At 32.2% G+C, this 14,265-nt stretch carries 14 protein-coding genes; 8 read left to right on the forward strand and 6 right to left on the reverse strand.

Translation table 11 applies throughout. The features are described from left to right. Positions 1-54: 54 nt before the first annotated feature. The 3 genes from ACW9W3_RS00560 to ACW9W3_RS00570 all read right to left on the reverse strand — a co-directional run bounded on the left by ACW9W3_RS00560 (position 55) and on the right by ACW9W3_RS00570 (position 2,622). A complete protein-coding gene (locus tag ACW9W3_RS00560; RefSeq protein WP_457764230.1) occupies positions 55-471 on the reverse strand; it encodes a response regulator in 417 nt (138 codons plus the stop codon). Positions 472-685: 214 nt separating this feature from the next. Continuing rightward, positions 686-1,768, reverse strand: coding sequence for a sensor histidine kinase (locus tag ACW9W3_RS00565; RefSeq protein ID WP_457764231.1), 1,083 nt, complete (start codon positions 1,766-1,768; stop codon positions 686-688). A 266-nt stretch (positions 1,769-2,034) separates the two neighbouring features. Continuing rightward, on the reverse strand, positions 2,035-2,622 hold the full coding sequence (locus ACW9W3_RS00570; protein WP_457764232.1) for a response regulator transcription factor: 588 nt from the start codon (positions 2,620-2,622) through the stop codon (positions 2,035-2,037). Between the two features lie 242 nt (positions 2,623-2,864). Here ACW9W3_RS00570 and ACW9W3_RS00575 point away from each other — a divergent pair, with 242 nt between their 5' ends. The 3 genes from ACW9W3_RS00575 (at position 2,865) to ACW9W3_RS00585 (ending at position 5,300) form a co-directional block, all read left to right on the forward strand. Beyond that, a complete protein-coding gene (locus ACW9W3_RS00575) occupies positions 2,865-3,809 on the forward strand; it encodes an iron-containing alcohol dehydrogenase (protein WP_457764233.1) in 945 nt (314 codons plus the stop codon). A 94-nt stretch (positions 3,810-3,903) separates the two neighbouring features. Next, complete coding sequence (locus ACW9W3_RS00580; RefSeq protein WP_457764234.1) at positions 3,904-5,010, forward strand: LLM class flavin-dependent oxidoreductase; 1,107 nt, start codon at positions 3,904-3,906, stop codon at positions 5,008-5,010. Between the two features lie 59 nt (positions 5,011-5,069). Next, a complete protein-coding gene (locus ACW9W3_RS00585) occupies positions 5,070-5,300 on the forward strand; it encodes a hypothetical protein (protein ID WP_457764235.1) in 231 nt (76 codons plus the stop codon). Here the strand turns inward: ACW9W3_RS00585 and ACW9W3_RS00590 are convergent. Both ACW9W3_RS00590 and ACW9W3_RS00595 read right to left on the reverse strand, forming a co-directional pair. Then, the gene (locus tag ACW9W3_RS00590; RefSeq protein ID WP_457764236.1) at positions 5,295-5,714 is read right to left on the reverse strand and encodes a hypothetical protein; all 420 of its coding nucleotides are present in this window, start codon (positions 5,712-5,714) and stop codon (positions 5,295-5,297) included. The two genes, ACW9W3_RS00585 and ACW9W3_RS00590, sit on opposite strands and share 6 nt — an antisense overlap. Positions 5,715-5,783: 69 nt before the next feature. After that, positions 5,784-6,020, reverse strand: a complete 237-nt coding sequence (locus ACW9W3_RS00595) for a hypothetical protein (protein WP_457764237.1) — start codon at positions 6,018-6,020, stop codon at positions 5,784-5,786. Between the two features lie 77 nt (positions 6,021-6,097). Between ACW9W3_RS00595 and ACW9W3_RS00600 the strand changes: the two genes are divergently transcribed. The 5 genes from ACW9W3_RS00600 to uvrC all read left to right on the forward strand — a co-directional run bounded on the left by ACW9W3_RS00600 (position 6,098) and on the right by uvrC (position 13,450). Continuing rightward, positions 6,098-6,730: a pyridoxamine 5'-phosphate oxidase family protein gene (locus ACW9W3_RS00600; protein ID WP_457764238.1), complete on the forward strand. Its 633-nt coding sequence runs from the start codon at positions 6,098-6,100 to the stop codon at positions 6,728-6,730. Between the two features lie 82 nt (positions 6,731-6,812). Further along, on the forward strand, positions 6,813-6,986 hold the full coding sequence (locus tag ACW9W3_RS00605; protein ID WP_457764239.1) for a DUF1059 domain-containing protein: 174 nt from the start codon (positions 6,813-6,815) through the stop codon (positions 6,984-6,986). A 119-nt stretch (positions 6,987-7,105) separates the two neighbouring features. Next, a complete protein-coding gene (gene uvrB / locus ACW9W3_RS00610; protein ID WP_457764240.1) occupies positions 7,106-9,061 on the forward strand; it encodes an excinuclease ABC subunit UvrB in 1,956 nt (651 codons plus the stop codon). Then, a complete protein-coding gene (uvrA, locus tag ACW9W3_RS00615) occupies positions 9,048-11,867 on the forward strand; it encodes an excinuclease ABC subunit UvrA (protein ID WP_457764241.1) in 2,820 nt (939 codons plus the stop codon). The genes uvrB and uvrA overlap by 14 nt, the downstream gene beginning before the upstream one ends. Continuing rightward, positions 11,864-13,450 carry an excinuclease ABC subunit UvrC gene (gene uvrC, locus ACW9W3_RS00620; RefSeq protein WP_457764242.1) on the forward strand — a complete coding sequence of 529 codons (1,587 nt, stop codon included), beginning with the start codon at positions 11,864-11,866 and terminating at the stop codon, positions 13,448-13,450. Before uvrA ends, uvrC begins: the two co-directional genes overlap by 4 nt. A 19-nt stretch (positions 13,451-13,469) precedes the next feature. Here uvrC and ACW9W3_RS00625 read toward each other — a convergent pair whose 3' ends face one another. Beyond that, entirely contained in the window at positions 13,470-14,096 is a 627-nt protein-coding gene (locus ACW9W3_RS00625; RefSeq protein WP_457764243.1) for a plastocyanin/azurin family copper-binding protein, read from the reverse strand. Positions 14,097-14,265: the final 169 nt, after the last annotated feature.

A 14,265-nucleotide genomic window follows, 5' to 3' on the forward strand; every position in this document is an offset into this window, starting at 1 on the left:
ATTTAGACTTATTGTAAAAATATCTATATATTTAATCGAGTAACAAAATCTCTACTAAATATGTTTTCTTATTAGTCTATTTTTTGCAAGTAATTTTGACACTGCCATAATTACCTGACCTGAGTCAAATGGTTTTAAAATGTAATCTTTTGCACCTGCATTATTAATTACTTCGTCTACTGCTTTTCTATCTTCTCTTGCTGAAACAATTATGACTTTTGCACTAGGATCATAATTCATAATTGCTTTAGTGGCTTTTACCCCATCACCGTTGGGCATATTGAGATCCATTATCACTATGTGGGGTCTATATGTGACATATTTTGCAAATCCATCTATTCCATCTTCTGCATTATAGTAATAAAACCCAATTTTTGCATCAGAAAGAATTCTCTTAATTTTCTCTCTAAATGCTTTAGAATCATCTACTATGAGAATTTTACTAAAACGTAAAGGATCTAATTCTGCCATCAAAATTGATACTTCAGATATATTATTATGAAGTTGTCAGCTCGTGAAAAACAGATTAGGTTCACTATTTCCTTGAATTCAAAAGGAAAATTAGTATTTCTATCCAATTAAATTAAATATTTTATCATTAGAATAAGATTCATTGTTACCAAATTTTTTTTTATAAAACTATTTGATTTTTAAAATATCTATTTTTTTTATGTTGTAAATTATTCTATTTTGGAAACGTAATTGTAAATGTTGTAGGATTATTTTTAAATTGTATTATACCTTTATGTTGTTCTACAATGTTTTTGACACTTGAGAGTCCTAAACCAGTTCCATCTTGTTTAGTTGAAAATAGAGGATCGAAAATTTTCTGTCCAACTTTATCTGCTATTCCCTTTCCGGAATCCTGTATTGAAATTTTAACACTTTCTGATGTTTCACTCATCTCTATTATTATTTGTCCTACTTCTTTTCCTAATTCTTGAATAGCATTTAAAACAATGTTTCCTACTATGATCTCCATTTTTACTGCATCACAATTAAACATAATATCATTTTTTGGAGTGAGAATTGTTATGTTTGGATTTGTCTTAAGCATCGCTGTTCCTTTTTCAATAATTCTCCTCAATGATGCTGTTTTTCTTTCTATGGGTATCTTTTGTACATAATTCAAAACTTTCTCAACTTGGTGATTCATTCTAAATACGGATTCTTCCATTAGTGCTAATCTTTTCATTACAAAATCATCTATTTCCTTGCCTTTTCTGAGTTTTAAAACCCCCACCGATCCGTTAATGACCGTCAATGGAGTGCGTAATTCGTGAGCAAGTCGCCCTGATAACTCTCCTATGGCTGCAAATCGTTCAGAATTTATTAACTGTTTGGTTTTTTCATTTAATTCTTCTTCTAACTCTCTCTTCTTTTTTACAAGTTCGACTTCGGCACTTGCAATTTTTGATAAATTTGTATGGAGTTTTTTATTAAGTTCCTGGGATATTTTTTTTTCAGCATCTAATTGCATGAAAACAACTTCATTTCTTTTTTTATCCGCTTCATTCATGGCAGTTAATGAATCACTAAATATTCTTCTTGCATGTTCATTGAGCAAACTACCTTCTTCCTGATTTTCTGTTTTTGTAAATGAATGTGGGTTTTTTGATTCTAATTGACTTTCATTACCATCTGAATTCTCATTTTGTAGAATTCCTTCATTGTGTATCTTTTCTTTTTCATAAAATACTGTTCTTTCTGGTGCGTTCATCGGATCCATATCTGCTTCCAATCCTTTTCTAATCATATATTTACGCATTAATTCTGATACAAAAAACTTGCATAAACATTTCTCAGTGTTTAATTTAAACAAACAATGACAGAATATTTTTCTATGATCTAATAACTGCTGATTCCTTGATGTTTAAAATTATGATTTTATGATAATTGTAAAAATACTCGACTTGTATCTTAGCTAAATCACTGCTCTTTTTTACAATACCCTAAAATTGTTTATGTATATTGGAATTGGGTTTGAGGAGTTTTTCAAGACTACGCATCTTCTAATTTGTAAATTTATTCATGTTACACCAATATTTCGTAATAACTTCCCATATCTTTGATCTCTTTTGCTACCTCCAAAAGTTTCTCTGTTTCAGAATCCGCATTTACGCTCATCTCAAATTCCCCATCTTCTTTAATATTATCAACATCTCCGTATTTTATACCATTATGCATTAATGGTTTACTTTTTGAATTGATCTTTGTTATTGGGAGTTTTTTCTCATAACGCTTTTCAAGTAGTTGTTTTGAAATTGCCATTACCATTGATCCTGAAACAAATGGTTTGATGACATAATCTTTTGCTCCTCCCCTAATTGCATCATTGACTAATTCTTTGTTGTCTTTTGTTGAAGTAACTATGATTTTGGCATAAGGATTAATTTGGATTATTTTGTTTACAGCCTGTATTCCATTAACCTTTGGCATCATAATATCCATTATGACAATGTGTGGTTTTTTGGCAATATATTGAGAAATTGCTTCCAACCCGTCTTTTGCTTCGTAAAAGTAATATCCTACCTGTGCCTCAATTAGAAGACTCTTAATTTTTGCTCTAAATGCATCTGAATCATCTACTATGAGAATTTTACTAAAACGTAAAGGGTTCATTTCTGTCACATTTTCTATCATATAATATGATATTGTATTGCAGTAAGCTCAAAAAAACCACACAATTTACCATCTACTATACATGATGAATATTTTGAATTAAATAAATGCCAAATGCATACTGGTGATTGATAGGCAAAAAATTATGATATCTTCATAATTTACAAAAAATACTCTTTTGAGACATATTGCCCATCTTTTTCGTCGGATGATATAATAATAATCAATGATGCCTTTGATTTATGCACACAGTACGTATTCCAAAAGTTATCAACTTTGGAGAAGACGCACTTGGTCAAACAGAGTATCCAAAAAATGCCCTTGTTGTTACAACTGTTCCACCAGAACTCTCTGATAAATGGTTGGCAAAAATGGGAATTCAGGATTATATGTTATATGATCAAGTGAAACCTGAACCATCAATTGACGATGTCAATACATTGATTTCTCAATTCAAAGACAAAAAACCATCTGTTTTAATTGGATTGGGTGGAGGAAGTTCAATGGATGTTGTAAAATATGCTGCCCAAGATTTTGGTGTAGAAAAGATTTTGATTCCTACTACATTTGGAACTGGAGCTGAAATGACAACATATTGTGTTCTGAAATTTGATGGAAAAAAGAAATTGTTACACGAAGATAGATTTTTGGCCGACATGGCTGTAGTTGATTCATATTTTATGAATGGAACTCCAGAACAAGTCATCAAAAATTCTGTCTGTGATGCATGTGCTCAAGCTACTGAGGGCTATGATAGTAAACTCGGTAATGACTTGACTAGAACTCTATGTAAACAGGCATTTGAGATTCTTTATGATGCAATAATGAATGACAAACCAGAAAACTACCCATATGGTTCAATGTTATCTGGAATGGGATTTGGAAATTGCTCGACAACTCTGGGACATGCTTTGTCCTATGTGTTCTCAAATGAAGGTGTACCACATGGCTATTCCTTATCATCTTGTACTACAGTTGCACACAAGCATAACAAGTCAATCTTCTATGATAGATTCAAAGAAGCTATGGGAAAACTTGGATTTGATAAATTAGAACTCAAAGCCGATATTTCTGAAGCTGCAGATGTCGTAATGACTGATAAAGGACATTTGGATCCAAACCCAATCCCAATATCCAAAGATGACGTTGTTAAATGTCTTGAAGATATCAATGCAGGTAATTTGTAAAAAATTCATAAATTTTTTACCTTTTTTCTATTTTCTTAATAAACTGCGAAATTGGCAGCTAGATGAAACTTTTTATGCTAATACTCTAAGGTAATTGTACTTGGCTTCAAAGAAACTCAAATTTGGCATTCAAAATGGATTAAATGTTGCAAGAGCTGGTTATACTGAAGACCAAATTTTAACGGCTTGCATGCTTGCTGATAAAACTGGATATGATTCAATTTTCTATATGGATCACACCAATGTACCACAATGGAAAAACGCTACAGTGTTAGATCCATGGGTTATGTTATCTGCAATAGCAGCTGTCACAAATAATGTTGAATTAGGAACTTGTGTAACTGATGCAATTAGAAGACACCCATCAAATATTGCACTAGCAGCTATTACTCTTGATAGAGTTTCAAAAGGTAGGGCAATACTTGGAATAGGCGCTGGTGAGGCTCAAAATCTAAAAGAATTTTGTATTCCATTTGAAAAACCAGTTTCAAAATGGGAAGAACAAATTGAAGTTATTCATACTTTGTATAACTCTACTCCAGATAACACTGTAGACTATACTGGAAAATATTATCAATTAGAAGGTGCATGTTTGCAAGCACCACCAATTAGAAAACCCCGTCCTCCAACTTACATGGCTTCTGGTGGAAAGCGAACATTAGAATTAACAGGTAAACTTGGTGATGGTTGGTTGCCAATTGGTTACACCCCTGAATTATTTGAAGATCATAGAAAACAAATCGAAGTTTCAATGGATAAACATAATAGAACTCAGGAAGAAAAAGACAACTTCCAAATGGCCTTAGATATCGATGTTTACTTTTCTGAAGATGCGGAAGAGTCTTGGGCAAAAATGAAAGAAGCTGTCAAAGTTAGTTTATTCAAACCTGAAGTTTTGAGAGTTCATGGATTAAAAGAAATTGAAGGATTTGATTTCGTAAAATACTTTACAGAATATTCCATGTCTGATCAAAGTTGGATTGTTAAAATGAGAGAAGCAGCTACTAAAATTCCAGATAAAATAGCACGTTCATCTACTGCTGTTGGAACTCCTGAAGATATTATTCCAACATTTGAACGATTCATGGATGCTGGTGTTAATCACTTTGTAATTCGATTCTGGGGCAAGAACTACTTTGGCTCTATTGATAAATTTGCAAGTCATGTTATGCCTGCACTTAGAGCAAAAGCCAAACAATAACTTGTTCCATATTATTTGATACAGAAAATCATTTACTTAGCTTATTTTAATGATGTATTATGAAGGACGATCTTCCTGACTCTGTAAAAAAATGTCTTGACATTTTAGATGAAAATGTCGAAATCTTGGCAAATCTGGAATTTGATTTAGATGATGAGCAAGAAGATGAATTAACTCCAAATATGGAACTCCATAATCTGTATGATATGACTGAAGATGTTGCTGAATCTTCAAAACTCAAACGTGCTGAATTTAATTTTTCTAGAAGACAATCTGAAGATTCTTTATGATTTATGTGGTCTTTTGTTTTTAGCTTTTGAAAATGCCTTAGCCTTGCGTTTGTTTTTCTGTTTTTCCAATCTTTTACGTGTACGTTCTGTTGCATTTGTTGAACCCTGAATAATTTTTGTTTTGCTTCCATCCTTCAACATTATCTCTTTTCCTTTAAACCTAAATTCAACATCTCTGCATTTGATATAGTATTTTTTGAGGCAGAAAAATATTCTATTATTTGTACCATGCATGTCTTTAACTTCTTTTGATTTTTTTAATTCATTGAGAATATTCCGTAGTAATCCCTTGTCAATGTCTGTAATTCTATGTATTTCTCTAAACCAGATGAATCTTGACTCTGAACCCCATTCCTCTAAAAGTTCTAGTACTTTTTGAGTCGCATCTTCATATTCCTCATCAATTTTACTCATCTATATTGGAATCTTTAAGCTAAATTTAGCAATTTACATTCATAAAAAGTATGATAGAAAAAGTCAATCTCAATACTGCTCATTTCTTTTTGATTTTTTTCTTATTTCCTTTAATCTGGATTTTGTTACTTTAACTGACTGTTTTTGATTATTTTCCATTTTATTTGCAATAGAGTCAATCTGTTTGATTATTTTTGTCTGTAATTCTGTCGAATCTGCCTTTAGAAGTTTCTTTTTTAATTTTTTTAATTGTTCAGAATAATTCTTAAAATCATTTTTTAATTCATCAAGATATGGATCATCCATATTTGTTTTTCATCTATCTTGTATTTTAGCTATTTTTTATGATCTGGATTTATAATATTATTTATCTCATTTAATTTATGCAGCTAGTAGGAATTCTTCAGATTAGATCATATGAGAAAATAAAAGAATTTCTACATGACGAGCATGTCGGCCGTCTATCAAGTATTGATGTCAATGGATTTCCTCAAGTTATTCCAATGAATTTTGTATTTCTCAATGATGCAATTTACATGCATTCTCATGTAAAGGGTGAAAAATTAGATAATATTTCAAGGAATAATAAAGTTGGATTTGAGGCAGATAAAGAACTAGAATTTTTGCCTTCTTATTTTGAAGATCCTCATAATGCATCACTTGCAGATACATTGTACATCAGTGTTGTAGTTAAAGGAACTGGAACGTTTGTAACTAATAGGGATGAAAAAACACTTGCACTTAATGGTCTAATGGAAAAATATCAGCCAGAAGGAAAATACGATCCAATTGAATCTGAAATGCGCGTTTTAGATGCTGTTAGTATAATAAAAATTATTCCGAACACAATTCATGGTAAATACAAAATAGGACAATACTTGAAGCCTGAAGATAGAATGGAACTTGCAAAAAACATTCTGAAAAAAAATTCCCCATCATCTAAACAAACTCTAAAAATTATGGGTTTTGAAGAAACTAGTGATGGTCTAAGAATGATTGATGAGCCCATTTGGTAGTTACTATATTTTTCTATACTATTACAAGTTTATTCAAATCAAACATACACATGTACTATGTTGTTTTAAATTATTTGGAATTGTGGTAAAAAATTACACATGCTCTAGCTTGGTCAAAGACTGTACTTGGTCAACAACGGCTAATGACACTGCAACTTTGATGAAGAAAATAGTTGCTCATGCAGAATTCAAGCACGATCTTCAACTATCCACCGGAGATAAAATAAAAATTCAATCCTCCATTAAAGATAGATAAATAGTATTTTTACTAATCATTTTTTTCAATCTATGTTAATTACTATAAATTATTTTTTGTTTACCTGTGGGTTTCAATTAAGAAACGTTAGCTATAAGTTCAGTTTTTAGGGATTGTATATGTTGGAACAATCATCTAGATTTGAATTAGTCTCTGAGTATTCACCTACTGGGGATCAGCCTCAAGCAATTGACACTTTAGTTGAAGGTGTAAATAAAAAATCAATTCAAACTTTACTTGGAGTTACTGGAAGTGGAAAAACATTCTCTATTGCAAATGTCATTGCTCGAACAGGGAAAAATACACTTGTGATATCACATAACAAAACCTTAGCAGCTCAACTCTATTCGGAACTAAAACAGTTTTTCCCTAAAAATAATGTTGGTTATTTCGTTTCATATTATGATTATTATCAACCAGAAAGCTATCTTCCTCAAACTGATACATATATTGAAAAAGATACTCAAATAAATGAAAAAATTGAAAAATTAAGATTAGAAGCAACTGCGATGCTTTTATCTGGAGAGCCCACAATAATTGTATCTACTGTTTCATGTATTTACTCTCTGGGAAATCCAAAGGATTGGGAAGACTTGGCAATTACAATAAACACTGGAGAAGAAATTAAACGAACTGAAATAATTCGAAAATTTATCGATGCAAGATATGAACGAAATGATATTGAAGTCGCACCTGGAAACTTTAGAGTAAAAGGTGATACTATTGATGTAACTCCTGCATATTCTGAAGATCTAGTGAGAATTTCTATGTTTGGAGACGAAATAGAAAAAATTACCATACTTGATCATGTTTCTTTAAAAGAAAAAAAGAAAGTATCTCAAATGAAGATTTTTCCTGCAAAGCATTATCTTATAGCAAAAGATGTTCGTAAAAAAGCTGTTAATTCAATTAAAAAAGAATTACAAAAACGACTACCTGAATTAAATGAATTAGAAAAACAAAGACTTGAAATGAGAACAAAATATGATTTGGAAATGATTGAAGAATTAGGGTATTGCTCTGGTATTGAAAATTATTCTCGACATTTTGATGGGAGATCCCCTGGAGAAAAGGCATTTTGTTTGATGGATTTTTTTGGAGATGATTATATTTTGGTAATTGATGAATCTCATGTAACCCTACCCCAACTACATGGGATGTACAAAGGTGATCATTCACGTAAAAATGAACTTGTAACATATGGGTTTAGATTGCCAAGTGCATATGACAATCGACCTCTGAAATTTGAGGAATTTGAAGAATATGTCAAAAATACGATATTTGTTTCAGCCACTCCTTCTGATTATGAGAAAAAAATCTCATCTAAAATTGCCGAACAACTCGTAAGGCCCACTGGATTGCTAGATCCATTGGTCGAAATTAGGCCTACACAAGGCCAAATGGATGATTTAATCAATGAAATTCACAAAAGAGCTGCCGTATCTGAGCGTGTTTTAGTTACAACCCTTACTAAAAGAATGGCTGAAGATTTGGCAGAATATCTCTCAAAAAAACAAGTTCGGGTCAGATACATGCATTCAGAAATTGAGGGATTACAAAGAACTGAATTAATCAGGCAATTACGCCTTGGTGAATTTGATGTCCTTGTTGGAATCAACTTACTACGAGAAGGATTGGATATTCCTGAAGTATCACTTGTAGCAATTTTAGATGCAGACAAAGAAGGATTCTTGAGAAATTTTACCAGTTTAATTCAAACATGTGGTAGGGCAGCACGAAATGAACATGGGACTGTGATAATGTATGCTGATAACAATACCCAATCTATGAAAAATGCGATGAATGAAACTAAACGTAGAAGAGAAAAACAAATTCAATATAATCTTAAACATAATATCACACCGAAGACAATAATAAAATCCGTACCCGAACAAGAAACGGCATTAGATGAATCTAAATTAAAATCAATTCATGATTTACATAATGACGTTGTTGATTTGGAAGCTCAAATGAAAAAATATTCTGAAGATCTAGACTTTGAGCGAGCAATAGAATGCCGAGATAGAATAAAAAGACTAGAAAAGGAGATTCAATTCAAAGATGACCGAAAATAAATTAAAAATTCGTGGAGCTAGACACCACAATCTAAAAAATTTAGATATTGATATTCCAAAAAATAAATTAGTTGTTATTACTGGTTTGTCAGGCTCTGGTAAATCTACTTTGGCCTTTGACACAATTTATGCTGAAGGTCAAAGGCGGTATGTTGAATCACTTTCTGCCTATGCAAGACAATTCCTAGAAATGATGGATAAACCTGATGTTGATTCTATTGAAGGATTGTCTCCTGCTATTTCAATTCAACAAAAAACCACTAGTAAAAATCCTCGTTCTACAGTAGGTACTACAACTGAAATTTATGATTACATGAGATTACTTTATGCACGAATAGGAATTCCATACTGTACAAATTGTGGCAGAAAAGTATCTACACAATCAATTGAGAGAATATGTGATTCTGTACTGAAAGATTTTTCAGGAAAAAAAATTCTGATTTTGGCTCCAATCATTCAAAGAAAAAAAGGGACATATGAGAAATTATTTGAGCAAATCAAAAAGGATGGATATTCTAGAATACGTGTTAACGGCGAAATTTTAAGCCTAGATGATGAAATTCCTTCACTTGATCGCCAAAAATGGCACAATATTGAGATAATAGTTGATAGAATAACTGCTGAAAAATCAGAAAGATCAAGATTATTTGAGGCAATTCAGACAGCGATTAAATCATCTAAAGGCGATGTGATGATTGCAACTGATAAAACTGAAAAAATCTTCTCACAAAATAATGCATGTCCTTATTGTGGCTTGACTGTTGGTGAATTAGAACCACGTTCTTTTTCATTTAATTCCCCATTTGGAATGTGTAAAACTTGCAATGGATTGGGAGTTAAAATGGAATTTGATGCTGATTTGGTAATTCCTGATAAATCAAAATCTATTTTGGATGGTGCAATTGTTCCATGGAGTGGTAGATTCTCATCATTTAGAAGACAAGCATTAAGAGCAGTTGGAATGAAATTTGGTTTTGATTTGATGACTCCATTGGAAAAAATTAAACCAAAACATTTTGATATTATTCTACATGGCACATCTGATTTAATTGATTTTAAATACCGTTCAAAATCTGGAGATTCTTCTTGGCAATACACTGATGCATTTGAAGGAGTACTTGTAAATCTTCAACGAGTATTTATGGAAACTGACTCTGAATCAAAACGTGAATGGCTAAAACAATTCATGCGAGATACTCCATGTACAACATGTGATGGTAAAAAATTAAAACCTGAATCTCTTGCAGTGAAAATTAATGAACAAGGAATAATTGATGTTTGTAATATGTCAATTGATCATTGCTATGATTTTTTTTCTACTCTGAAATTAAATAAAAATGAACAATACATTGCTAAAGATGTTCTAAAAGAAATTAAAGAACGTCTGGAATTTTTAATGAATGTTGGTTTGAATTATTTATCATTAAACCGTTTGAGCTCTACCCTTTCTGGAGGTGAATCTCAAAGAATTAGATTGGCTACTCAGATTGGCTCTAATCTTACTGGTGTATTGTATGTTCTTGATGAGCCTACAATTGGCTTGCATCAGCGTGATAATGCAAGATTAATTAAAACGCTAAATAAGCTACGAAATCTTGGAAATTCTGTCATTGTAGTAGAGCATGACGAAGAAGTCATACGAAATTCAGACTGGATAGTTGATTTGGGTCCCGGTGCCGGTATTCATGGGGGAAATGTAGTTTTTGAAGGAACTGTGAAAAAAATTCTCAATGGAAGTGATTCGGTTACGGGTGCATATCTAAAGGATAGTTCTTTGATATCCTTACAAAATAAAACTCGAAACAGATCTGGCTCACTAACGATAAAAAAAGCATCTGAAAATAATCTTAAAGAAATTGATGTTGAAATTCCTTTGGGACTATTCGTGTCAGTTACTGGGGTTTCAGGTTCTGGAAAATCTACTTTAATTAATGATGTATTACTTAAAACCTTAGAAAGTCATTTTTACAAAACAACTGTTAGACCAGGCAATCACAAAGAAATCACTGGTTTAGAAAATATAGATAAAGTAATTGCAATTGATCAATCTCCAATTGGGAGGACTCCTAGATCAAATCCTGCAACGTACATTGGAGCATTTACTCCAATTAGAGAACTATATGCAAATACTGCTTTGTCAAAAGAACGCGGTTATGCTCTAGGACAATTCTCATTTAATGTGGCAGATGGCAGATGTTTTGCATGTGATGGAGACGGTGTTAAACAAATAGAGATGCAATTTTTGTCTGATGTTTATGTAAAATGTGATGAGTGCAAAGGAAAAAGATACAACACTGAAACATTATCTGTGTTATACAAGGGTAAAAATATTTCAGATATTTTGGACATGACAGTTTATGAGGCATTAAATTTCTTTGAAAATGTCCCATCAATCAAACGAAAATTACAAACCGTCCATGATGTTGGATTGGGATATATTAAACTGGGCCAATCATCAACCACTCTATCTGGTGGAGAGGCTCAAAGAGTCAAACTTGCATCAGAACTTTCAAAACGTGGTACTGGGAAAACTCTCTATATTTTAGATGAACCTACTACAGGACTGCATTTTGCCGACGTTCAAAAGTTACTGGATGTTCTTAATCGATTGGTAAATTTGGGAAATACTGTTGTTGTAATTGAGCATAATATGGATGTCATAAAAAATTCTGACTGGATAATTGATCTTGGCCCTGAAGGGGGAGATGAAGGTGGTAAAATTGTGACTATTGGTACACCTGCAACAGTATCAAAGGCACTAGGGAGTTATACAGGAAAGTTTTTGAGAAAATTATTGAAAAAATGACCCTTGATATTTCCACAATAAATGTTCCAACTAACCCTGGAATTTATTTGATGAAAGATTCTGATAAAAAAATAATCTATATTGGAAAAGCCAAAAATTTGAAAAACAGAGTAAAGTCATATTTTACAAAAAATCAAAATTACAAGACACAAAAACTTGTGGAAAAAATTTCTGACATTGAATTTGTTTTAACAGATAATGAAAGTGAGGCTTTTCTTTTAGAATCAAACATGATAAAAAAATATCGTCCAAGATTCAATATCGAATTAAAAGATCAGCAAAGATACACATATCTTAGAATTTCTGATGAAAAATATCCTCGCTTATTAGTTGCAAGACGAACTAGAGATGGTAAATTTTTAGGTAAAGGAAAAACTTTTGGTCCGTTTACTCAGGGTAGCTCAAAATTACTCACAATTGGAACTTTACGAAAAGCTTTTCAAATTAGAATCTGTAAAACTTTACCAAAAAAAGTATGCCTTGAATACCATTTAGGAAATTGTGAAGGGCCTTGTGAATTTAAAGACGCTCAGGAAAGATACTCAAAACATGTTTCTGCATTGGAAGATGTTCTAAAGGGTAAAAATCAAACAAAAATCTTTACAAAAAAACTTGAAGAAGAGATGCATCAAGCAGCAAAACTCCAACAATTTGAGCGGGCAAAAGATATTCGTGATACTCTGGTGAGACTAGGGAGCCTTCAAACTAAACAAAAAATGGAATATGTTGATAAATCCGATGAGGAATATTTTGGAGTTGGTATTCTGGAGCAGTCTGTTACTGTGATGAATTTTAGAATGATTAATGGCGTGATTCGAGATAGTGATAAATTCTTTTTTGATCTAGTGGGGGATAACTCTTTCTCGAATTTTCTTTTCCAGTATTATTCTACTCACAAAATCCCAAAATTTATTCTAGTCAGTGAGATTCCTGAAAAAAAAGAATTATTGGAATCTTTACTTTCAGAGCAGGCAGGATTTAATGTGCAAATTTCCACTCCTACTAAAGGAAAGCGAAGAGAAATTATTAATTTGATTTTAAAAAATATTCGATTGATTCATTCAAAGGGAGGCGAACCTGGATTAATTGAATTAAAAGAAATTCTAAATTTATCTGAAATTCCTAAAATAATTGAATGCTTTGATATTTCTAATCATGGTGTTGACTTTGCAGTTGGTTCAATGTCTAGATTTGTAGATGGAAAACCCGACAAAGCAGGATATAGAAAATTCAAAATTAAAACTGTTTCTGGAAGAGATGATTTTGCAATGATTGGTGAAATAATTAAAAGACGATATTATAGATTATTGGAAGATAAATTACAATTACCTAATTTGATATTAATTGATGGTGGAAAAGGTCAGCTTAATGCGGCAATAAATTCTCTAGAATCTTTAGGATTAAAACTTCCTTGTATTTCTCTGGCAAAAGAAAATGAAGAAGTTTACGTTCCAAAAAATAAAAATCCTATTGTAATTCCAAGAGCCAAACCATCATTGAAAATTTTACAGTATGCTAGAGATGAAACTCATCGATTTGGTGTTGCATATAATAGAACAATTAGGAAAAATAAAATAAAATAAGAAAAAAGGATTTTTTTGGTTAGTTTACTGTAACACTGCCAACCATCCAAGGATGAACCATGCAAAAGTAATCGTAACTGCCTGAATCATTAAAGGTAAATGCAAATTCTGCACTTGCCATGACTAGACTGCTATCAAATACGCCAGATGGACCATCTGCTGGACTTCCACCAGTAACTGTATGTGCTGCAGAGTCTGTGTTAACCCAATTCACAGTATCGCCAGCATTTATTGTGATATTTGCTGGGGAATAACATGCATTAGATTCTTCACATCCTGGAACTGAAGTGCCTACTGGAATATCAACAGTATGTGTTGTTGGTCCTGCTGGTTTTTCCATAGCTTTGTCATTTGGAGTTTCTTCCATCTTGACTTTTTCTTCAATATCTACAGATTTTTCTGCTGGTTTTTCCTGAGATTTCTCCACCTTTTTTTCTTCAACTTTTGGAGCTTCTTGCTTCACCTTTTCTGCAATATCTGCAAATGGATCTGCTTGTGTTTTTGGCTCTATAGTTTTGGTTGAAACACTTGGAGCGGAGACTACAGGAGCGGCATCTTGCGCTGCACCCATAGTGAATGCAATACCTACGCCTATAGCTACTATTGCAATAGAAAATGCAATTGCAGCCTTGTCTATACCTGCCATAATTGATTCTTAGCCATGCCAATAATAAATAAATCTAATTACTATTCTGAATTTTTATGGTAATGTTCTAAATTTAATGATGATTTCGTTCATCAAATCCTGATAGAATACTGGTTTACCAAATTCTTCAAATAATCCCAAAAATTCTAAATTATTCTTGTAAATCCTA

The organism is Candidatus Nitrosopumilus sp. bin_68KS, assembly GCF_054095825.1.

What these genes read in the sequence shown, in the direction of transcription:
- ACW9W3_RS00560 (WP_457764230.1), bottom strand. Translation starts at nt 471, where the DNA reads ATGGCAGAATTAGATCCTTTACGTTTTAGTAAAATTCTCATAGTAGAT.
- ACW9W3_RS00625 (WP_457764243.1), bottom strand. Translation starts at nt 14,096, where the DNA reads ATGGCAGGTATAGACAAGGCTGCAATTGCATTTTCTATTGCAATAGTA.
- ACW9W3_RS00595 (WP_457764237.1), bottom strand. Translation starts at nt 6,020, where the DNA reads ATGGATGATCCATATCTTGATGAATTAAAAAATGATTTTAAGAATTAT.
- ACW9W3_RS00565 (WP_457764231.1), bottom strand. Translation starts at nt 1,768, where the DNA reads ATGCGTAAATATATGATTAGAAAAGGATTGGAAGCAGATATGGATCCG.
- ACW9W3_RS00600 (WP_457764238.1), top strand. Translation starts at nt 6,098, where the DNA reads ATGCAGCTAGTAGGAATTCTTCAGATTAGATCATATGAGAAAATAAAA.
- ACW9W3_RS00575 (WP_457764233.1), top strand. Translation starts at nt 2,865, where the DNA reads ATGCACACAGTACGTATTCCAAAAGTTATCAACTTTGGAGAAGACGCA.
- ACW9W3_RS00590 (WP_457764236.1), bottom strand. Translation starts at nt 5,714, where the DNA reads ATGAGTAAAATTGATGAGGAATATGAAGATGCGACTCAAAAAGTACTA.
- uvrC (WP_457764242.1), top strand. Translation starts at nt 11,864, where the DNA reads ATGACCCTTGATATTTCCACAATAAATGTTCCAACTAACCCTGGAATT.
- ACW9W3_RS00585 (WP_457764235.1), top strand. Translation starts at nt 5,070, where the DNA reads ATGAAGGACGATCTTCCTGACTCTGTAAAAAAATGTCTTGACATTTTA.
- uvrB (WP_457764240.1), top strand. Translation starts at nt 7,106, where the DNA reads ATGTTGGAACAATCATCTAGATTTGAATTAGTCTCTGAGTATTCACCT.
- uvrA (WP_457764241.1), top strand. Translation starts at nt 9,048, where the DNA reads ATGACCGAAAATAAATTAAAAATTCGTGGAGCTAGACACCACAATCTA.
- ACW9W3_RS00570 (WP_457764232.1), bottom strand. Translation starts at nt 2,622, where the DNA reads ATGAACCCTTTACGTTTTAGTAAAATTCTCATAGTAGATGATTCAGAT.